A 21,078-nucleotide genomic window follows, 5' to 3' on the forward strand; every position below is an offset into this window, starting at 1 on the left:
ATCGGCTCGAGAACGCGTTCAGGCGGGAGCGTCGAGGTACTTCTCGTTGAGTTCCCACTCGCCGTCGGCGTTTTTGATCATGTACTCGCCGTAGTAGGGAACGCGGTTCGCGACGGTTTCGCGGAACGCCTCGCGGATTTCGGATTTCGTCATCTCGCCCATCGGGCGGAGGTCGTCGTTGCGGTTGAGACAGCCCTTGAGATACCCCTCGTGGGTGACGCGGACGCGGTGACAGTTGGCACAGAACGTCGGGTTCTCGACCGGATCGACGATCTCGACCATCCCGACGCCCGGTTCGTCCCGCGAGCGGGCGTCCGAGCCGTCGGCCGCGACCCAGTACCGCCGACGGTCGTGCATCTCCCGATGTTCGATCTCGAGCGCCCGCTCTGCGAGCCAGTCGTGGACGCGCTCGATCTCGATGTTCCACTCCGGTTTTCCCGTCAGCTCGGGCATGTACTCGATCAGTTGCAGCTGCAGTCCCTCGTTTTCGGCCACGTGGTCGACCATCTCCGGAACGTAGCCTGCCGTGTGCTCGAAGACGACCATGTTGAGCTTTACGGGGTCGAGCCCCGCCTCGAGCGCCGCGTCGACGCCCTCGAGCACCTTCTCGTACGCGCCGCTTTTCGTGACGGCGGCGAAGTCCTCCGGATCGAGAGCGTCCTGGGAGACGTTGACGCGATCCAGGCCGGCGTCCACGAGCGCCTCGGCGCGCCCGGGGAGAAACGTTCCGTTCGTCGTCAGCGAGACCTCCATCTGGTCGGGCGTTCGGTCGACGATCTCCTCGAGATCCTGTCGCAGCATCGGCTCGCCGCCGGTGAACTTGACCGCGTCGACGTCGAACTCGGCCGCAACCTCGAGAAAGCGCACGACGTCGTCGGTTTCCATCTCGTCGTCCTGTGGGTCCATCGGACCGCGCGTGTCCCCGAGTCCCTCATTGTGACAGTAGATGCAGTCGAAGTTGCACCGATCGGTGAGCGAGACGCGAACGCCGGTTACCTCGCGCCCGAACTCGTCGGTGAGCATATCACCCCGTTGCAGACGGATCCGCTTAAACTCGCCGGATATTTCGATCGTTCGTAACCTATTTTGGTTTCGGATCGGACGGGCGAACCAACTCCGATCGATACGGGACCATCGCCGTTGATCAAAAGACGTATTGGGTTTCGAACCTGTTCTCTCGAGCAGAGACCATGGTTGGTTCCCCGTCCCACTGGCTCCGGTCGAAACCCTTCGAACGGCAGATACTGATCCTCGCGCTGATTCTCGATCCGATCGGGTTCGTCGCGGGCTACCTCTTGGCCCCGTCGTTCGACGTCGACCCGATACTCGGCGGCGTGTACGGACTGATCGCCGCCAGCATGCCGCTTTCGATGTGGATTGTTCGGTACCAGCGAGCCCACTCGTGAGCCTCGAGGCCGATACATGAGCACACCACGGACCGAAACCGGCCCGTTCGTTCCCCTGGTCGTCCTCTTCGTACTGGTTGCCGTCGCGATGGTCCCGCTGCTCGCGATGGGGCTATCGCTTCGCGTCGCCGCCGGCGTCCTCCTCGGAGTGGCGCTCGCTGTGCACCTCTATCTACTCGCCAGAATCCTCGCGGCTCTCGAGGCGCTTGCGGACGATCCGGGGTGAGACGTCGCCGGCCTTCGAGATTCACTCCGGCGACCATCATCCTCGCCATCGAAAACGAATATCTGTGCATCTAACCCTTTTTTTCGGTCGATGGGAGAGAAGGGAACGGTATCGGGCGGGAATGGGGAGGCTCACGCTGGCTGTGGCACTCGAGCACAACGGGATACGGACGAAATTCTCCGAGCGGGCGACGGAGTTTCGGATGGTCGGATCGGGGATCACGATGCGACCGAACGCGACGCGGATACTGGAACGGCTCGGTATCGCGAGTGACCGCAGAGACGTCGGGGTGATGAACGAACACCGGCACGCGATGGCACCTCGAGCGGTCGAGCGAAGCGGCTCGGTAACTTTTATTACGAATCGGATATCCGAGATTTGAGTTTCCGGAGAACAGACCAATGTCAGAAGTTAGTGGATCTGGGTGAAAAACGAGCGAAAACAACGAAAGCTCCGCTCCAGATTCTGTACAGAGGGGAATTCTCTGTACTCTTAAGAAACAATAAAGTTCAGAATGGGGTCGGAGGGATTTGAACCCCCGATCGACTGATATCTCCGGTGCGCCTCGGAACTCCAGAGGGTCATCACACGGACACTGATCAGGTGTCCGATCAGTATATCAGTCTGGAGTGTCGTCCCGGGCGCGGTGCCTCTGGAGTCAGTCGCCATGCCTGGCTTGGCCACGACCCCTCGAGAATCAGTTGGGCGATGGTGCCTAAAGTGGTTTCGATTCGGTTACAGCCACGGGGCTCTCCCGTCGGTTTCGGTCGAGTCGTCGGCTGGATATCGTTCGTCGTCGGCCTCCGTCTCGTCCGAGTCCGAGCCGGTTCCCGGAAGTCCACTGTCGGCCAGCGGTCCCGTTCCGACGGCCGGAAGGAAGCCACCGTCGTCGTCCTCGGCGTCGGAGTCGTCGTCACGGTCGACGGTCAGATCGAGGGCGAACAGCGCGGCGACCACGAGCGCGGCCAGCGGGGCCTGACCGAAGGCGAACCCGAGCAGGGATAGCGGCAGCAGGCCGAGCGCGACGGCGCTGCCGAACCGGAATCGGTCGAGGTCCATGTACTCCCGCAGGTACGGGCCGGTGAGGGCGACCGCCAGCGCGAATGCGACGCCGACGACCGCGGCGAGAGTCGCGTTTGCCATCAGCGCGGGGTCGTCCATCACGACGAACGACGCGCCGTTGAGATCGAGACTCGCGAGCAGTCCCAATCCGATGATGACTGCGGGATTCGGGAGGTAGTCGCCGATGGTCGCACTGGCCGTTTTGGCCGCGATGGCGAGGATCACGAGCGCTGCGAACCGTTCGATGATCGCATCGTCGACGACGCTTCCGATGGCGGGTGCCAGCGCAGCCTGGAGGAACGCGAGCGCGATGAGCGGGATGCCGACCAGTAACACGATCGTCGCCTGTTCGCGCGGCGTGCCGCTCATGTCCGCGAGAATCACCGCGACGGTGGCGCTGCCACCGAAGATGAGGAGGCCGATCTGGATCGCGCTCAGCGGATCGTCGAGTGCGCCCGCCAGGATCAACGCCGGGAAGACGCCATCGATGAGCGGCAGCATCATTACCAGCGCCAGCAGCTTCGCGTCACCGCCGACGAGTCGCTCGAGGCGAAGGGCGACCGGGTGTTCAGAGGTGCTCATTACTCACGGACGATGGCCGTGACCCGAGGCCGGCGGGTGGTGTGACGGACGATATCCTCCCCGGTGAGAAAGCCACCAGTTCGTCCAGTTGCGGCCTCGCGCTGTGAGCATAAATGTCGTTTTCCCGAAGTTAAAACTGGAGGCGGAGTTCGCGTTCGTCCGACCACCGATTCGGGAGTCGCTGATACTCACAGCGTGCATACTGGAACGGAGGCCGGGATTCTCAATAAACGTTGTGTGAGAACCGATTCCACGATTCGTTAGTCGAGTAACAATACTGTCCAGAAGCGGGTGGCGATGTACGCATCTGTAGCGGAGGGGCTGAAACCCTGCGCCACACCGGTCGCTGGCGGCGATTTCGAGGAAACAGCATCCGCCGGTGACTCGAGGATCGTCCCCAAAACGACCGGGCGCCTCGAGCCGGGGCCGGCCGGCGCGAAAATCGCAGGGTATTCAAACGACACCGGCGTACATCCGGCTGCGTGCGAGGGTAGCCAAGCGGCCAACGGCGGCGGACTCAAGATCCGCTCTCGTAGGAGTTCGTGGGTTCGATTCCCTCCCCTCGCATCGCAAGATGCAGAAGGTCCTACGCGGGATCTTCCCTCGCAAAGCTTTACGGCAGATACGGTACCAGCGGTTGTGCGAGCGGCAAGCTCGAGATCCGCTCTCGGAGGATCTTCGCGAGCGGTAGCGAGCGAAGGCAGGGAAGTCGTAGCGTGCGAACGAAGTGAGCACGATCGTCTTCCCGAGGTTCGTGGGTTCGATTCCCTCCCCTCGCATCGCAAGATGCAGAAGGTCCTACGCGGGATCTTCCCTCGCAAAGCTTCTCCGGCAGATAGCTCGAAGAGAGTGGCGTAGCCACCGGCCTCGAGAACGAGCGAGACGCATTCGGCGCGCGGACCGTTCTCCGGGGCACTCTCGTCGTCGACGACTCGAGGAGGGGTGGCGTTTTATTCGTGGACGCTCATGTGCTCGTATGGCGACAGACGACGTGGGCAACGAAGGGATGGGGGAGGCGATCGACATTTTGCTCGTCGAACCCAACCCCGGTGACACTCGTCTCTTCACGGAGAAGTTTCGCGACGCGAAGCTCATGAACGCCGTTCACGCCGTTCCCGACGGCGAGCAGGCGCTGGATTTCGTCCACCAGTGGGGCGAGTTCACGGACGCGCCCCGTCCGGACCTCGTGTTGCTCGAGCCACAGCTTCCCGGCTCGAGTGGGATGGAGATTCTCTCGGAGCTGAAAAACGAACCCGCACTCAGCGAGATCCCCGTAATCGTGCTCACGAGTTCGGAGACCGGCAAAGAGATCGTCAAATCCCACGACTTCGACGCCGACGAGTACCTTCAGAAACCGGTCGAAACCGAGGAGTTCATCGAGTTCGTCCGGAACGTCGAGGAGTTCTGGTTCGCGATCGTCAGAAGCGAGGACGGCGAGTGAACGAACGAGCGACGGTCTCGGCCCGAGAGTTCGCGTTCGTCGTCTCCGGTTCGGCTGCGTTCGCCCCGCGGCGATCCCTGGTCGGTTGGTTTGGCGTTCGAACCGCGTTCGTCGGTGTTCCCGACCGTGCGGCCGACATTCCGATCGCTTTTCACCGCGGACGCCGGAGAGAGCGCAATGAGCGACCACGGATCGGATCGACGTCGATCGGCCGTCGCGGCGGAGGCGGCGAAGGCGGGTGCGGCGGTGGCCGAAGACTCGTTTCGCACGACGCTCGAGATCGAGACGAAGTCGGGAAAGACCGACGTCGTCACGCAGGCGGATCGGGACGCACAGGATGCGGTCATCGACTACGTCAGCGGGGCGTTTCCGGACGAGCCGATCGTGGGCGAAGAGGACGACGCGCTCAAACGCGTTCCCGAGGACGGACCGGCGTGGATCGTCGACCCGATCGACGGGACGAGCAACTACGTCGACGGCTGTCGGACGTTCGCAACGGCGGTCGCGGCGGTCGTCGACGGCGAGCCAATCGGCGCGGCGATCGTCTGTCCGGCGCTGGGAGACGTCTACCGACTGGGGCCGGACGGCGCGTTCCGTAACGGCGATCGGCTCTCGGTGAGCGAGCGGGCTGATCCCCGGACGGCGACGGTTTGCCCGACGCTCTGGTGGGACTTCGATCGGCGCGATCAGTTCGCGACGGCGACGAGCGTAGTGGTCCGTCGCTTCGGAGATCTGCGTCGATACGGTTGTGCCCAGTACGAACTGGGGCTGGTCGCGTCGGGTGCTCTCGAGGGCGTCGTCACGAATCTGCGGGCGCATCCGTGGGATTCCGTCGCCGGCGTCGGTCTGATTCGCGAGGCGGGCGGCGTCGTGACCGACCTCGAAGGGGACCGGTGGCGACACGACAGCCGGGGGCTGATCGCCTCGAACGGCGAAATTCACGACGAACTGCTCGAGGCGGCACGGGCGATCGACGGCGAGTGATCGGGAGCGAAAACCGGAAACGGTAAGCGACGTCCACGACGGATATCGGGTATGTACGAGTCCATCGAGCGGTACGGCCCGGCTCGAGTGTGGGCCGGGGTCGTCGCCGTGCTCGCGGTTCTGGTGACGCTCGCCGCGGTCACGTTCCCCCAGCGGGTGTACGTCGATCTCATCTGGCAGTACTACTGGGGCCCGGTCGTCGCGGACGCACACGGGTGGAACTGCGTCGCATGGGCCGGCGGCGAACAGCTCCCGTGTCACGAAGCGGGTGCCGACGCCGGACCGACCGCGTCGCCCGGGTACACGTTCGTATCGTACGCCGGCTACGTCCCGACGCTGATCCTGTTTCTGGTCGGGATCGTGTTGCTCGTCCGCCGGCTGAACATCGACCGGTATCGCGCCGGCTTCTACGCGCTGTTTCCGTTCATGCTCTTCGGCGGAGCGCTTCGGGTCGTCGAGGACGCGAACGTGGCCGCCTTCCGCGACACCGGCGAACTCGCCATCGAACTGCCGTGGTCGGGCTTTCTCATCAGCCCGCTGATCTACTTCACGGTCTTTCTGATCACGCTCGCTGCGGTCATCGTCTCGGTGTGGCTCGAGCGAAGCGGGCGCGTCTCGGGCTACGAGTACCCCCTCGCCGGAATCGGAACGGGCCTGCTCGCAGCGACCGTCGGTTACCTCGGGTTCGTCGCCGCGACGGAGCCGTACGCGACGTTCTATCCGCTGTTGTTGCTGACCACGCTCGTCGGGGCGACGGTCGCGACGGGACTCACCTGGCTGGCGATCGAACGGTTCGCGCCCAGCATCAACCGCGGCACTCGGTACATGGGATTGGTCGTCATCTGGGCCCACGCCGTCGACGGCGTGGCGAACGTCATCGGTCTCGACTGGGCGGTCGCGTTCGGCCACGGCAGCAATCTCGTCCCGAAGCACCCGGTCAACGAGGCGATCGTCAACGTCACCGGCTCGATGCTCCCCGCGAGCGTCGTCGACGTCACCGGGGCCGCCTGGCCGTTCCTGATCGTGAAACTCGTCGCCGCCGTCGTCGTCATCTGGATCTTCGACGAGACGGTGTTCGAGGAGAGTCCGCGCTACGCCATCTTGTTGATGATCACCGTCGTCGCCGTGGGGCTGGGTCCCGGCACTCGAGACATGTTGCGGGCGACGTTCGGCGTCTGAGCGCGGGTTCGCCGTTCCGGTAACAAATAGTTTAAGGGGAGTGTCCGTCGTGAGTTACTGTACTGAGAAATCGACTGCAAATACGAAAATGACAGCCAATCTATCTTCGCTTTCGTCACTAATGTGGGGGAGTTATGACTGAAACCGAAGAGGAACTTGCCAAGGACCTGGGGTTAATCTCCGCGCTTGCGATCGGTATCGGCACGATGATCGGCGCGGGCATCTTCGTCCTTCCGGGGATCGCCGCCCAGGAAGCCGGGCCGGCGGTCGTCCTCTCGTTTATCATCGGCGGCATGATCGCCATGGTGAACGCGTTCTCGGTGAGCGAACTCGGGACGGCGATGCCGAAAGCCGGGGGGGCCTACTACTACATCAATCGCGCGCTCGGCCCACTGTTCGGTTCGATCTCGGGGATGGGTGACTGGATCGGTCTCGCCTTTGCTAGCGCGTTTTACTGCATCGGTTTCGGCGGTTACCTCGCCGACATGCTCGACGGAACGACGATCTCGATTCCCGTCCTCGGTTCTGTCGCCTTGCTTCCGGAAGTCGATCTCGGAACGGTCGCGCTCGGAAGTGTGGAAGTCGCGCTCACGCTCAACGAGATCCAGATTGGGGCGATCGTCGCTGGCGTGATCTTCGTCGGCGTCAACTACATCGGCGCGAAAGAGACCGGCGGCATCCAGACCGCCATCGTCACACTGCTGCTCGGTATCCTCACGATCTTCGCCATCGTCGGCTTCTTCTCGTTCGATTGGGCGACCGTAACCGCAGACGGGAGCCTCGCACCCGAGGGAACGGCCGCGATCCTCCCCGGTGCGGCGCTCGTCTTCGTCTCCTATCTCGGCTACGCGAAGATCGCGACGATCGGCGAAGAGCTCAAAAATCCCGGCCGAAACCTCCCGATCGCCATCATCGGCAGCGTCGGTATCGTGATGGTCATCTACACGATCCTCGTCGGCCTGCTGATGGGGCTGATCCCACACGACGAGTTCTTCCTCGAGGAAGTCGAGAACGCGCCGATGTCCTACGCCGCGGAGATCGTCTTCGACTACCAGTTCGCGATCGTCGGTTTCGAGATACCGATTCTCGGAATCGGCGTGACGTCGATCACGCTCGGAGCGCTACTGGCGACGGCCTCGAGCGCCAACGCCTCGATCCTCGCGTCGGCGCGGATCAACTTCGCGATGGGCCGGGACAAGATCGTCACGGCGAAGCTCAACGAGATTCACCCGCGATTCGCGACGCCGTACCGATCGATCGCCGTCACCGGCCTCATGATCGTCATCTTCATCGTCGGACTTGGCGAGACGGTCGAGATCCTGGCGAGCGCGGCGAGCGTGTTGCACCTCGTCGTCTACGCGCTGATCAACGCGTCGCTGGTCGTCTTCCGGGAGACGAACCCGCCGGAGTACGATCCGGACTTCGAGGTGCCGTTCTATCCTCTCACGCCGATTCTCGGTTTCGTCCTCTCGCTGGGATTGATCTACTTCATGGACGAGACTGCGGTCCTGATCAGCGCGGCGTTCGTCGTCTTCGCGATCGCGTGGTACTTCTGGTACGCCCGAACCGAGACCGATCTTCAGGGGCTGCTCGGCTCGTACATCCTGGACCGCTCGGCCGAAATGCCCGACGCCGCGGTCACCGCCGCGAGCGCGGTGCAGCCGACCAGCGACGAGCACACGGTCGTCGTTCCCGTCTCGAACCCCCGGACCGAGTCCGAACTCCTCTCGCTCGCGAGCGTCCTCGCGAAAGCCAACGACGGCCGCGTCCAGGCCGTCCACATCGTCGAGGTCCCAGACCAGACGCCGCTCGAGGAGGGCTCCGAACACCTCCGACGGATCGACGAGGAGTCCCGGACGCTGATGAACCGGGTTCGCGAGAGCACGGAGACGCTCGACGTACCGGTCGACGTTCGAACCGTCGTCTCCCACCGCTCGTTCGAAGAAGTGTTCGACGTCGCCAGACGCGAGAACGCCGATACGGTCGTCATGGGCTGGGGCCCGGGTCGTCCGTGGACCGCCGGACGCGCGGAACGACCGCTCGACGAACTCACTCACGATCTCCCGTGTGACTTCCTCGTCCTCAACGATCGCGGCCTCGAGCTCGATCGCGTGCTCGTGCCGACGGCCGGCGGCCCGGACTCCGAGCTCAGCGCCGAGGTCGCCCGCGATCTGCGCGCACAAACCGACGCGAAGATCACGCTGTTACACGTCGTCGACGACGAAACCCAGCGGGCCGACGGCGAGGCATTCCTGACCGACTGGGCGTCGGAACGGAACCTCGAGGACGCCGAGATTCGAATCGACGCCTCGGGGGACGTCGAGGAGGCGATCGTGACGGCAGCGGACGATCACTCGTTGATCGTCATCGGCGCGACCGAGCGCGGCCTCCTCTCGAGGCTCCTCCGCGGATCGCTCGCCTACGACGTCGTCAACGAGGTCGACTGTTCGGTTCTCCTCGCCGAGCGGCCGACTTCGCGGTCGCTGCGCGATCGACTATTCGGACGCTGAATTCGGATTTGGGTTCGGTCGCGTCGCTCCGCGTTCGGGAACGCATATACGAGTCCGGTCGGTAGGGAAACGTATGAGCGACGACGCCCCGATAGCCGGGGGATGGTTCGCCGGCGTCGATCCGGACGACCTCGAGGCGGGCGCGTCGGCAATTCGCGAGGGTGAACGTTCCCACCCTCGCGACTGGCCGGCGCTCGCCGTCGAGTCCGGCTTCGCCGACGACGAGCGGGAGTACTACGATCTGCTGAAAGAGACGACGGCGCGAGCCACGAAGGCGGCCGTCTCCGAGGCCGAGCGCGCGGACGACCGCCAGCTCGTTCACGCCGTTCGGGCGATGGACGACTGCGAACGCACCGCAAACGAGCTCGCGGAGCGACTCGCCGAGTGGGCGGGAACCGTCGACTCCGAGGCGGGAACCGGAATCGAGTACGCCCGATCGCTCTCGAGCGGCGGGCGGTCGCTCGAGGCCGACGATCGACGGATCGTCTCGCTGGCCGAGCGGACGGCGTCGCTGGCGGACGAGGCCGACGAGCTACGGGAGTTCGTCGAGCGACGGACGCCGACCGTCGCGCCGAACCTCGCCGCGCTCGCGGGCCCCGTCCTCGGGGCGCGACTGATCTCGCTGGCCGGCGGTCTCGAGAACCTCGCGAAGAAGCCCAGCGGGACGATCCAGGTCCTGGGCGCGGAGGACGCGCTGTTCGCGCATCTGCGTGGACACGCGCCGTCGCCGAAACACGGGATCATCTACGTCCACGATGCAGTGCGGGGAACGCACCCGGACGAACGCGGCTCGGCCGCCCGGGCGCTGGCGGGTAAACTCGCCATCGCCGCCCGGATCGACCACTACAGCGGGGACCTAAAGCCCGAACTCGAGGACGAGCTCGACGGCCGTATCCGGACGATCAGGGCCCGCACAGACGGCAAACCGGACGCCGACGGTGGTAGCGATGAGTGAGCCGGCGCTCCCCGACGGCGTCGAACGGCGGTCGTTCGACGGGACCGAGCGCCTCGCGACCCGCGGCGAGGCCGTGTACGGCGAGCCGACCGACGGCGACTGGCGAGCCTGGAACCCGCGTCGATCGAAACTCGGCGCGATGCTCGAACTCGGGATGGAGACCGGACTCGCCGGCGGCGAGACGGTACTTTACCTCGGCGCCGCCAGCGGAACGACCGTCAGCCACGTCGCCGACTTCGCCGGCCCGACCTACGCCGTCGAGTTCGCTGCCCGGCCGGCCAGGGACCTGCTCGAAGCCGCCGATTCGCGACCGCGGCTCTTTCCCCTGCTCGCGGACGCCCGAAAGCCGGAGACGTACGCGCACGTCGTGGAATCGGACGTCGACGTCGTCGTACAGGACGTCGCGACGCGCGGCCAGGCTCGCGTCGCTCTGGAGAACCGCCGGTTTCTCGCCGACGACGGCCGCCTGCTGCTCGCGGTCAAGGCCCGAAGCGAGAACGTCGCGCGCGATCCCGCCGCGGTCTTCGAGGACGTCAGGCACGAACTCGCCGACGGGTACGACCTCCTCGAGTGTCGTCGTCTCGACGGCTACCACGTCGATCACGAGGCGATCGTCGCCCGGCCGCGGTGACCGACCGCTCGGCGCGTTGCGGGAAGCCTATATGGCTCTAATTCCGATGATACGCTATCTGAAATGAGACGTGTACGTGATCGGCGCGGATTCCTTCGCGGAGCCGCGGCGGCCTGCATCGTCGGTCTGGCCGGTTGTCTCGGCGACTCGGACGAGGGCGGACCGGACGGCGTCGACGTCGACGTCGAGCCGGGCGACCCGGAGGCCGGCGAGGACTGGTCGACGTTCCAGTTCGATTCGGCGAACACCGGTCGAGCTCCCGGCCAAGGGCCGACGGACGACGTGGAAGCGAAGTGGACGTTTTCGACCGGTGGAACCGTCTACAGCAGCCCCGCCGTCGTCGACGACACCGTCTACGTCGGCAGCAACGACGGCACCGTCTACGCGCTGGCAGCCGACGACGGTGAGGAGACGTGGCGACACTCGACCGGCGACTCGGTCTCGAGCAGTCCCGCGGTCGACGACGGCGTCGTTTACGTCGGAAGCCAGGACGGCACCGTCTACGCGCTGGCAGCCGACGACGGCGAGACGGTGTGGGAGTTCGAGACCGGGGACAAGGTCGCGGGAAGCCCGGTCGTCGACGACGGCGTCGTCTACGTCGGCAGCAACGACGGCACCGTCTACGCGCTGTCGACCGACGGTGGGGACGACCTGTGGCGCTTCGAAACCGACGGCCCCGTCCAGCGCTCGCCCGCGGTAACCGACGACGGCGTGTTCGCCGGGAGCGGAGATGGATCGCTGTACGCGATCGATCGCGAGTCGGGCGACGGCCGTTGGGCCGTCGAGACGGACGACTGGATCCAGAGTCGGCCGACCGTCGCGGACGGCGTCGTCTACGTCGGCAGCAACGACGACCGGGTCTACTCGGTCGACGCCGAGTCGGGCGACGTCCGGTGGACGTTTTTAACGGAGGGGTCGGTTACCGCGAGCCCGGCCGTGATCGAGGACGTCGTCTACGTCGGCAGCTTCGACAACCGGATGTACGCCCTTTCGGCAGAGGCGACGGAAGCCGACGAACCGACCGAGGACGGCGAAGACGATCCCGGCGACCCGGCGACGTACTACTGGGCGGCCAGCGGCTTTCAGCAGATCAGAAGCAGTCCCGCGGCGGTCGGAGACACGATTTACGTCGGCAACGAGGACAGCTACGTGTACGCCCTCTCGGCCGTCGACGGCGAAACCCGCTGGCGGTTCTCGACCGACGGCGGCGTACCGAGTTCGCCGGCCGTCGTCGACGGCGTCGTCTACGTCGGCAGCCAGGACGACAGGCTCTACGCGCTCGAGGAGTCCTGATACGGACTGCTGGACGCCGTTTCCGGTGCAACCGAGTCGTCCGGTGGTTGCACCGATACATCGGGGCAACGGGCCGTCCGACCCGACAGTTGACGGGTGACAGCTGCCCGGACGAGCGTCGCCCCACGAGCGACGGACGTCGTCGCTTTCGAGGGGGGGGCGGTCGTTCAGCTGGCGATACTGCCGTCGCGCGCGAAGACGAAATTCGTCCGTCCGATCGTCGTCGCCGTCGCTCGGCTGCGCTCGCGCGCTGCCGAGTCCAAACGGTATTTACTGTCGCAGCCGAAACCCCGAGACGATGGAACGCGGGTCGTCGGAATCGTTCACGCGTATGGGGACGCTGGGGATCGAAGAGGAGTGTTTCGTCGTCGACGACGCCGGCCGCCCGACGAGCGGAACCGACGAACTCGTCTACGAACGCGAGCCGCCGGCGATCCTCGAGGATCGCCTCGACCACGAGCTGTTCAAATTCGTCATCGAGACCCAGACGCCGCTGATCGACTCCCCCGACGACGCCAGGGACGCGCTGCTCGAGATCCGGTCGGCGCTGTGTGAACACGCCGAAGCCCACGGCTACCGGATCGCCGCCGCCGGACTCCACCCGCTGGCGAAGTGGCGGGAGCTCGAGCACGCCGAGAAGCCTCGCTACCGGTCACAACTCGATCGCATTCAGTACCCTCAGCACCGGAACACGACCGCAGGGGTCCACGTCCACGTCGGCGTCGACGACGCCGACAAGGCGGTCTGGATCGCGAACGAACTGCGCTGGTACGTCCCGATCATGCTCGCGCTCTCGGCGAACTCGCCGTACTGGAACGGGTTCGACACCGGACTGCAGTCGGCGCGGGCGAAGATCTTCGAGGCGCTGCCGAACACCGGCATGCCGACCTACTTCGAGGACTACGAGGCGTTCGATCGGTTCGAACGCCGGATGCTCGAGACCGACTCGATCCGCGACCGCGGCGAGCTCTGGTACGACGTGCGCCCGCACACGGCCCACGGCACGGTCGAACTCCGGACGCCGGACGGGCAGGCCGATCCCGACGTCGTGATGGCGTTCGTCGAGTACGCCCACGCGCTCGTCGAGGCGCTGGCCGAATCGTACGACGACGGCGCGTCGGGGATGGCCCGCGAACACCGCCGAGAACTCCTGGACGAGAACAAGTGGCGGGCGATCCGACACGGCCACGACGCCGCCTTTATCGACCGCGACCTCGAGGGAACCGTCGACCTCGGCGAGCTCGTCGACCGCGAATGCGAGCGCCTGAACGTCGACGGGATCAGGCGCGTCTACGAACGCGAAAGCGGCGCACGGAATCAGCGGCGGCTGCTCGAAGAGAACGGACCCGACGCGCTCTGTGAATCGCTGTTTCTCGAGTGCGAGTGAGAAACGATCGGCTATCGAGCTCCGGACCGACGGGGAGCGTCGCGTTCGATCGGACGGCCGCGACTACTCGGTACAGAAACGGTAGATGGGGGGATTCGGCAGGGGATCCGTGCGTGTATGGCGCAGGTGATGATGTGGTGCCCTGCCTGTTTGTTCGTACGGAGCCAACGGTAATATCGCTGGTGCCAAAGCACGTTGGTATCGTCGGAGATCGGTCGACGCCGATCGTCGCCCCGCCTCGGGAGCTCGCGCCGCCGGGAGAGGTACCACGCCGCCACAACTGGTCCACCCGTCGGCACGAGGGTGCCGAGTTCGTATCGCTCCGGGCTCTCGAGGCCGAGTCGTCCGACGTCGAGGTGGACGAGCAGCGCGATCGGTAGCTGCACCGCGAGGGGGCACCGATCAACACCGCCACGAGGTCGGTATACCCGAACCTCACCGCGGGACGATCAAAAGGAGGAACGCTGGTCTCGCCGGGACGAACCGGCTATCGGATAGTCGAAGCACAGTCGTTGCCCCGGGAAATTCGAACTCAATCGAACCGGAGGAACTTCCGGTCGTCCGCTCGCTCGCCGGTCGCGGGGTAGACGACGACGAAGTTGCCGTCGGTGATCCGCGAGACGTCCGTCGGCAGCGTTCGCAGTTCGGGATGCCAGCCGACGTCGGTTCGCCGGGAGCTCAGACAGACGACGAGGTCGTCCGGGCGAACCTCCCTGCGAAGCGTCTCGCGGAGCCCGTCCCAGCCGTCGACCGGTTCGAACTCGGTCGATACCTCGGGTTCGATCCGATCGATCGGTCGGTCGACGCGCTCGTCGCGGCCGTCGACGACGAGGGCCCGAATCTGCGAGCCGGTGTCAGCCGCGATCAGTTTCACGGCGTGGACAGCCTCGGAGAACCCTTCGTTGTGTTCGCTTTCCGGCGGCACGGCGAGGAGGATCCGCCGCGTCGTCTCGAGGGGTTCGCGAATCCGGCCGACGAGCGCGAGCTGTGTCGTCCGACGCAGCACCTGATCGATGACGTGGCCGAACGTCGACTGCGTCCGCGCCTCGGCACCGTCCCAGCCGATGATCATCGTCGTGGTCCGGGTCTCGACGGCCGAGCGAACGATTCCCCCGGCGACGTTGTGGCTGACCCGGGTGTGTCCCTCGAAGGGAAATTCGGCGCTCGAGGCGTACGACTTCAGTTCCTCGAGCATCGACTCCGCCTCCGCGACGTCCGCCTCCGTCCGGACGGTTCCGCTGGGTCGGACGACGGAAACGGCATAGATCGACTCGGTGGAACGCTTCTCGCGGATCGAAAACGCCAGATCGAGCAGCGAGGTCGCGTGCTGTGAACGTTTCGATACCGGAACGAGAACCCGTTGGGGCGTCGCACTCGGATCGTACGCCTCTCGCTCGCGAGCGCGCGCCAGCGCCGTACCGGCTCGTTCGACGAGCGCGGGGCTGAACAGGCTGACCGCGAGGATCATCAGGACGACGCCGTTGAGCACGTGCTGGTCGAACCCGGGAACCCCCGCGTCGAATCCGATCTGAACGATCGCAAGCGCAGCGGCGGCCTGTCCGACCGAGAGTCCGAACATTCCGAGCACCTCCGAGCGATCGTAGCCGTACAGTCGGCCGGTCACCCACGCCGCCGCGTACTTCGTCACGATCACCATCGTTACCAGCGAGACGGCGACGACGTACGTCTCGGGTCCTTCGAGGAGAACTCGCGCGTCGACGAGCATCCCGACCGACAGCAGGAAAAACGGGATGAACAGCGCGTTTCCGACGAACTCGATTCTGTTCATCAGCGGGCCGCTGTCGGGGATCAGCGGGTTGAGCGCGAGGCCGGCGAGAAACGCGCCGATGATGTGTTCGACGCCGACGACCGTCGCGAGGAATGCACAGGCAAACAGCACGACCATCACGAACAGGAACTCGAAGTAGCTCTCCTCGGCCTGTCGCCGGAAGAACCACCGACCGAGACGGGGGACGAGCAGCCAGACGCCGACGAAAAACGCCGTCAACCCGACCGAGAGCGTCAACCAGAACGCTGCGTCGAGTTCCCCGCCGACCGAGGCGATGACGACTGCGAGGACGAGCAGCGCGAGCGTGTCGGTGAAGATGGTTCCTCCGATCGTCACCGTCACGGCCTCGTTTTTCGCGATTCCGAGGCGGTTGACGACCGGGTACGCGAGCAGCGTGTGCGAGGCGAAGATGGCGGCAAACAACAGCGCAGCCGGAACCGTGAGGTCGAGCACGGCGACGCCGACGACCGTTCCGACCGCCTGCGGGATCACGAACGAGAGCAGCCCGAACGCGACGCTTCTACCCCTGTACTCGAGAAAGCGGGCGAAGTCGATCTCGAGCGCGGCGACGAACATCAGGTAGATCAATCCGACTTCCCCGAGCAGCTGAATCGTCGGTTCGCGCTCGAGCAGGTGGAGCCCGTTGGGACCGATCGCCGCGCCGACGAGGATGACCCCGACGATGCCGGGCAGCCGGTATCGCTTGAGGATCAGCGGCGCGATCAGAAAGATCAACATCGCGAGTCCGAAGACGAGCACCGGATCGTCGAACGGCGGTGCGAGCGACGGACCCGTCGCCAGCGGCGATCGAAGGCCGGTCGATCCCTCCGCGAACCATCGGACGCCCAGCACCGAGTCCATCGTCACCGCCGGTTCCGAACGCGTCCGATCGGAACGCATCCGCGTCTTCGGGCGTACGCAGCCGCGAACTCGCTCATCGGTCGTTCGAGATCATGTACCTCACCAGTAATCAGTAGGGAGCGGCTACGACTCTCGCCGTCGACCGTACGCTTACCTTATTCCGTCGCCTAGGGTCGTCGATGACCGTCACCGTCCGGTACACGTGTCCCCACTGTGGGGCCGTCACGAGCGTCGACCGTGCGCCAACCCTGGCGGACAGGTCGGTCACGACGACCGCACAGCCCGGCTGGGCGTACGCCGAGCCGAACGACGACGACCTCGAGGACGCCGACGGAATCGCGTTCGTCTGCGGCGAGGACGGCTCAGTCACGGCCCTCGACGGCGAGTCAGTCGAAGGCTGCGGTCGTCCGTTTTACCTCAACTTCGTGCGATACGAGCGAGGCGTCGAACTCGAGCCCGACCCGCCGGCGTACGGCGGACCGCGGTTCGACTTCAACGCGTGAGCGGGCCGTGGTCGTTCGCCGAGGGACGGTGGTGAGTCGAGGACGAACCGGAACGCCACCGCTCGTGACGATCCGAGGGCAGCGACTCGAGCCGAACCGCGGGCGGAACAGATTCGGATCGAGAGTGCGAATTCGACGAACTGCGGACTGGAATCGACTTAGACGAGAGCCGGAACGAAAACCGGACGAGAACCGGAACTCGAGCTGCCGCGATTCAGGCGCGCGGTTTCACGTTCTGGTTGAGTCGGAACAGGTTCTCCGGATCGTACGCCGTCTTCACGTCGGCGAGCCGCTCGTACTTCTCCCGACCGTGGGTCCGCTCGAGCAGGGCTTCTTTCTCCTCGCCGAACCCCGGGAAGTTCAGGTAGAGTCCGCCGGAGGAGTACTCCTGCATCTCCGCCCAGAACGATCGGGACCACTCGAGCAACCGGTCGTCGTCCGCGGGCTCTTCCCAGGTGGCGTCGATAGCGAGCAAGAACGGCTCCTGGCGTCCACTGTAGGCCATCTCGTCCTCGGGAACGCGAGCCACCGCGCCGCCCATCTGCCAGATATCGAGGAGGACCCGGTAGTGCGGGCGCGACTCCGCCCGCGCGACGATCGCGTCGATCGCCGCGTCGTCGAGTCCGTCGAGGAAGAGTGATTTCGCGTAGTAGCGCAGCTCCTCCGCCGGGAAGAACGGGTCGAAGTCCTGCTGGAGTTCGACGTACGGCGTCGGTCCGCTGAAGTCGAACAGCGGATCGCCGAGCGATCGGAGCGGCTCGAGAACGCGCTCTCCCTCCGCTAAGTCGCCGCAGTGGACCGCGGCGACGATGGCGACCGGCCGTCTTCGTAGCTCCTCAGGGAAGTCCGGAACGTCGGGGACGCTCCAGAGGACCATCTCCGCGCTGACCTCGTCAGGTGCCGTCGTCACGAAATCGCGCCAGCCGCGGACGATCGTCGCCGCATCGTCCGTCGAGTGCCACGTCTCGACGGTAGCAACCTCGGGACCGACGGGGTGAAGGCGGTACTCGAAGGCCGTCACGACGCCGAAGTTCCCGCCGCCGCCGCGGACGGCCCAGAACAGGTCCTCACGTTCGGTCTCGCTCGCGGTCAGGTACCGGCCGTCCGCCGTGACGACATCGACCGACTGGAGGTTGTCGCAGGTCAGCCCGTGTTTCCGACGGAGGTAGCCGTAGCCGCCGCCGAGGGTCAACCCCGCGACGCCGGTCGTGGAAACCACGCCGCCGGGCGTCGCCAACCCGAACGCCTGGGTCTCGTGGTCGACGCTGCCCCAGGTCGCGCCGCCGCCGACGCGCGCGGTGCGTCCCTCCGGGTCGACGTCGATCCAGTTCATCGGGGAGAGGTCGATCACGAGACCGCCGTCGCAGGTCGCGTGACCCGCGACGTTGTGTCCGCCGCCGCGAATCGCCACGAGCAGGCCGTGATCGCGGACGAACCTCACCGCGGTGACGACGTCGGCGACGCCGTCGCACCGGGCGACGATCGCCGGATAGCGGTCGATCATCCCGTTCCAGACCCGACGAGCGCCGTCGTACTCCTCGTCGTCGGGAAGGATCGCCGATCCGCGTAGTTCCGAGACGAACGACTCCAGGTCCTCGTCCGGAATGTCCTCGAGCGTCTTTTCACCGGCGTGGGCGGCTGTATTTCCGGTTTTCATTCCAATAGACGTACGCGGAGCACGACGATAATGGTTGTTAGTTATTATCTAGCGCAAACTCGTGGTACTGTCGAGGTCACTGACGCGTTGGTTCCGGCCCTCCACTCGTCCCGTCCGGCGAACGGGATCGTCGCGAGACACGAAGGCGTCGGCACACGAACGTGGATCCCCAGCGACGAACACAACCCTTTTCGACGCCGGGCGGCACCTACGACCATGGACGAAGACGCCGTTCTCGAACGCCTGCGCGCGGTCGAGGATCCGGAACTGGGCGACGACATCGTCTCGCTCGGGCTCGTCAACGAGATCGCGGTCGACGGCGAGACGGTCACGATCGACCTCGCGCTGGGCGCACCCTACTCTCCGACCGAATCGGACGTCGCGGGCGAGATCCGCGAACTGCTCATCGAAGAGGGGCTCGAGCCGGAGCTATCCGCGAGCATTCCCGACCGGGACGGGCTCTCGAGCGAGGAGCAGGTGTTGCCGAACGTCAAGAACGTCATCGCGGTCGCCTCGGGGAAAGGCGGCGTGGGCAAGTCGACGGTCGCGGTCAACCTCGCGGCCGGTCTCTCGCAACTCGGTGCTCGCGTCGGCCTCTTCGACGCGGACGTCTACGGACCGAACGTGCCGCGGATGGTCGACGCCGACGAGCCGCCGATGGCGACCGAAGACGAGACGCTCGTGCCGCCGGAGAAGTACGGCGTGAAGCTGATGAGCATGGCGTTTCTGACCGGGGAGGACGACCCCGTCATCTGGCGCGGTCCGATGGTCCACAAGGTGATCACCCAGCTCACGGAGGACGTCGAGTGGGGCCACCTCGACTACCTCGTCGTCGACCTGCCGCCGGGAACGGGCGACACCCAGCTGACGATGCTCCAGACGATGCCCGTCACGGGAGCCGTCATCGTCACGACTCCACAGGACGTCGCGCTCGACGACGCCCGAAAGGGCCTCGAGATGTTCGCCAAACACGAGACCGTCGTCCTCGGCATCGTCGAGAACATGTCCACGTTCGCCTGCCCCGACTGCGGGAGCAACCACGACATCTTCGGCTCCGGCGGCGGCGAGGAGTTCGCCGACAGCCACGAGATGCCGTTTCTCGGCTCGATCCCCCTCGATCCGACCGTCCGCGAGGACGGCGACGGCGGGAAGCCGACGGTGCTCGAGGACGAGGACGACACTGCTGACGCGCTCCGGTCGATCACCGAAAACGTCGCGAACAACACCGGGATCGTCCACCGACGCGGGGTCTCGCAGGCGATAGATCGTCGATCGCCGACGCCCGACCGATGACCGACGACTCGAGCGACAACCGACCCGAGACCGACGATTTAGCCCTCAACCGACCGATGACCGACGGGAGTGGGAACGACGTTCCGACGGGAACCGATACCGGCGTCGTCTCCGACGGAAGCGACGACCGCGAATTCGAGCCAAATCCCGAGCGCGTCGAGTTTCTCCGCGAGATCGCAGACGACGTCCGCGGCGACTCGAGCGAGCGCAAGCAACTCGCGAACGTCCTATATCGTACCAGCGACCTCTACGACGAGGACGGAGACACCTCGCCGGCCGAGATCGTCCGTACCGTGAAGTACATTCTCGAGGTGAACGAGCGCGGCGGATTCGAGCAAAACGATACTGTGGCGTTGTAGCAGACTTTCACACGTTAACCTACGATCACGAAAATAACTGTACTGAGCTGTATAATTGGTTCAACCGATTCTTCCAGGACACAGATCGACGCCGAGACGTTGACCCTGATTTCATTCCCATTTGAACGTCAGTGTGCGTGACGACTTTTCACTGGGCTCCCAGTCTATAGTCATTCGTGGTAATACGCCAACAGGCCAAATAAAGCACTAGTGTTAGTACCACATAGAGGGGAGAAAAAATGATGCCCACAGCAAACTGGGCGAAACGAACGATAACTACTGACTCGAGATCGAGTCAACTGATGACGGACCATGACACGTTTCCGACGTGAGGAGAGGTTGTGGACGAGATCGACGAGATTCAAGACCGCCGCAAACGCGACGTAGAAATTCTCGGACGTATGATTGCTGATTCGACAGCCGCACAGGGTGTCGATCGGTGGCCGTCGATATCGTAGGTTACTCCGCTTCGGAGTGGGCTGATATGACTGACGGTGACCGTTCTACAGTCTTGCGAAACGTTCGGCACGCGTCGGAGTGATCGTCATTTGGCAGCCTTCAACAAAGCAGATATTTCTACCCCATAAAGAGTTTAAACCAGCACACATTAAGTCAGAATATGCCTTCCTCTCGTACCGGCAGTAATCGAGAAAAAACGTTAGCCGAAATCACACTCTTGCTGCTTGGAGGGATTGTTATTGTCTTTCTATGGCATGAACTTATTTTTGCACTTGTCGTTCCCATCAGTTTGATTGTCATTTATTTACTCTACCGACTGCTGATTACTGCTGAGGAAATCGCTGAGAAATTATAATGTTCTTATCATCCCATTGATAGGGATCAGCAGGCTAGTTCATATCTTCTGGACGCGTAGAGAGTCTCATGACGACGTGGGGCGGAAAGTTGGATGATGTTGATGAGGAGCAGTTGCGCCAGCAACTGCGCACGGAAACTGATGCG

Annotated in this window: 18 protein-coding genes and 2 tRNA genes; 15 read left to right on the forward strand and 5 right to left on the reverse strand. The window is 64.6% G+C overall.

Going from position 1 to position 21,078, the window contains the following annotated elements; all coding sequences use genetic code 11:
• Window positions 1-18 precede the first annotated feature (18 nt).
• Window positions 19-1,023, reverse strand: coding sequence for a GTP 3',8-cyclase MoaA (gene moaA / locus EA472_RS17730; RefSeq protein WP_124192845.1), 1,005 nt, complete (start codon window positions 1,021-1,023; stop codon window positions 19-21).
• Between the two features lie 167 nt (window positions 1,024-1,190).
• On the opposite strand from moaA, the gene EA472_RS17735 reads away from it, so the two are divergent.
• Window positions 1,191-1,406 (forward strand): hypothetical protein, encoded by a 216-nt coding sequence (locus EA472_RS17735; protein WP_124192846.1) that lies wholly within the window; start codon window positions 1,191-1,193, stop codon window positions 1,404-1,406.
• A 16-nt stretch (window positions 1,407-1,422) separates the two neighbouring features.
• Window positions 1,423-1,632: a hypothetical protein gene (locus tag EA472_RS17740; protein WP_124192847.1), complete on the forward strand. Its 210-nt coding sequence runs from the start codon at window positions 1,423-1,425 to the stop codon at window positions 1,630-1,632.
• Window positions 1,633-2,147: 515 nt separating this feature from the next.
• Here the strand turns inward: EA472_RS17740 and EA472_RS22630 are convergent.
• Together EA472_RS22630 and EA472_RS17745 are read right to left on the reverse strand one after the other, a co-directional pair.
• Window positions 2,148-2,322 (reverse strand) — tRNA-Trp (locus tag EA472_RS22630).
• A gap of 45 nt (window positions 2,323-2,367) precedes the next feature.
• Complete coding sequence (locus EA472_RS17745; RefSeq protein ID WP_124192848.1) at window positions 2,368-3,276, reverse strand: DUF5794 domain-containing protein; 909 nt, start codon at window positions 3,274-3,276, stop codon at window positions 2,368-2,370.
• A gap of 484 nt (window positions 3,277-3,760) precedes the next feature.
• Here EA472_RS17745 and EA472_RS17750 point away from each other — a divergent pair.
• The 9 genes from EA472_RS17750 (at window position 3,761) to EA472_RS17790 (ending at window position 13,656) form a co-directional block, all read left to right on the forward strand.
• A tRNA-Leu gene (locus EA472_RS17750) sits at window positions 3,761-3,843 on the forward strand.
• A 409-nt stretch (window positions 3,844-4,252) separates the two neighbouring features.
• Window positions 4,253-4,717: a response regulator gene (locus tag EA472_RS17755; protein WP_124192849.1), complete on the forward strand. Its 465-nt coding sequence runs from the start codon at window positions 4,253-4,255 to the stop codon at window positions 4,715-4,717.
• Window positions 4,718-4,894: 177 nt separating this feature from the next.
• Window positions 4,895-5,701, forward strand: coding sequence for an inositol monophosphatase family protein (locus tag EA472_RS17760; protein WP_124192850.1), 807 nt, complete (start codon window positions 4,895-4,897; stop codon window positions 5,699-5,701).
• 51 nt (window positions 5,702-5,752) lie between these two features.
• Complete coding sequence (locus EA472_RS17765) at window positions 5,753-6,880, forward strand: DUF63 family protein (RefSeq protein WP_124192851.1); 1,128 nt, start codon at window positions 5,753-5,755, stop codon at window positions 6,878-6,880.
• Window positions 6,881-7,014: 134 nt separating this feature from the next.
• On the forward strand, window positions 7,015-9,390 hold the full coding sequence (locus EA472_RS17770) for an amino acid permease (RefSeq protein ID WP_124192852.1): 2,376 nt from the start codon (window positions 7,015-7,017) through the stop codon (window positions 9,388-9,390).
• A 73-nt stretch (window positions 9,391-9,463) separates the two neighbouring features.
• Window positions 9,464-10,345 carry an NOP5/NOP56 family protein gene (locus EA472_RS17775; RefSeq protein ID WP_124192853.1) on the forward strand — a complete coding sequence of 294 codons (882 nt, stop codon included), beginning with the start codon at window positions 9,464-9,466 and terminating at the stop codon, window positions 10,343-10,345.
• Window positions 10,338-10,976, forward strand: a complete 639-nt coding sequence (locus tag EA472_RS17780; protein WP_124192854.1) for a fibrillarin-like rRNA/tRNA 2'-O-methyltransferase — start codon at window positions 10,338-10,340, stop codon at window positions 10,974-10,976. Before EA472_RS17775 ends, EA472_RS17780 begins: the two co-directional genes overlap by 8 nt.
• Before the next feature lie 63 nt (window positions 10,977-11,039).
• The gene (locus EA472_RS17785) at window positions 11,040-12,269 is read left to right on the forward strand and encodes a beta-alanine-activating enzyme beta-propeller domain-containing protein (RefSeq protein WP_124192855.1); all 1,230 of its coding nucleotides are present in this window, start codon (window positions 11,040-11,042) and stop codon (window positions 12,267-12,269) included.
• Window positions 12,270-12,567: 298 nt separating this feature from the next.
• On the forward strand, window positions 12,568-13,656 hold the full coding sequence (locus tag EA472_RS17790; protein WP_124192856.1) for a glutamate--cysteine ligase: 1,089 nt from the start codon (window positions 12,568-12,570) through the stop codon (window positions 13,654-13,656).
• A gap of 532 nt (window positions 13,657-14,188) precedes the next feature.
• Here the strand turns inward: EA472_RS17790 and EA472_RS17800 are convergent.
• Window positions 14,189-16,306, reverse strand: a complete 2,118-nt coding sequence (locus tag EA472_RS17800; protein ID WP_124192862.1) for a cation:proton antiporter — start codon at window positions 16,304-16,306, stop codon at window positions 14,189-14,191.
• A 179-nt stretch (window positions 16,307-16,485) separates the two neighbouring features.
• On the opposite strand from EA472_RS17800, the gene EA472_RS17805 reads away from it, so the two are divergent.
• Complete coding sequence (locus tag EA472_RS17805; RefSeq protein WP_124192857.1) at window positions 16,486-16,809, forward strand: hypothetical protein; 324 nt, start codon at window positions 16,486-16,488, stop codon at window positions 16,807-16,809.
• A 214-nt stretch (window positions 16,810-17,023) separates the two neighbouring features.
• Here EA472_RS17805 and EA472_RS17810 read toward each other — a convergent pair whose 3' ends face one another.
• On the reverse strand, window positions 17,024-18,466 hold the full coding sequence (locus tag EA472_RS17810; RefSeq protein WP_124192858.1) for an FAD-binding oxidoreductase: 1,443 nt from the start codon (window positions 18,464-18,466) through the stop codon (window positions 17,024-17,026).
• A 216-nt stretch (window positions 18,467-18,682) separates the two neighbouring features.
• On the opposite strand from EA472_RS17810, the gene EA472_RS17815 reads away from it, so the two are divergent.
• The 3 genes from EA472_RS17815 to EA472_RS17825 all read left to right on the forward strand — a co-directional run bounded on the left by EA472_RS17815 (window position 18,683) and on the right by EA472_RS17825 (window position 20,932).
• Window positions 18,683-19,759, forward strand: a complete 1,077-nt coding sequence (locus tag EA472_RS17815) for an Mrp/NBP35 family ATP-binding protein (protein ID WP_124192859.1) — start codon at window positions 18,683-18,685, stop codon at window positions 19,757-19,759.
• Between the two features lie 56 nt (window positions 19,760-19,815).
• A complete protein-coding gene (locus EA472_RS17820; RefSeq protein WP_124192863.1) occupies window positions 19,816-20,118 on the forward strand; it encodes a hypothetical protein in 303 nt (100 codons plus the stop codon).
• A gap of 619 nt (window positions 20,119-20,737) precedes the next feature.
• Window positions 20,738-20,932, forward strand: coding sequence for a hypothetical protein (locus EA472_RS17825; RefSeq protein ID WP_124192860.1), 195 nt, complete (start codon window positions 20,738-20,740; stop codon window positions 20,930-20,932).
• The last annotated feature ends 146 nt before the right edge of the window (window positions 20,933-21,078 follow it).

The organism is Natrarchaeobius oligotrophus (assembly GCF_003841465.1).
GTDB lineage: Archaea > Halobacteriota > Halobacteria > Halobacteriales > Natrialbaceae > Natrarchaeobius > Natrarchaeobius oligotrophus.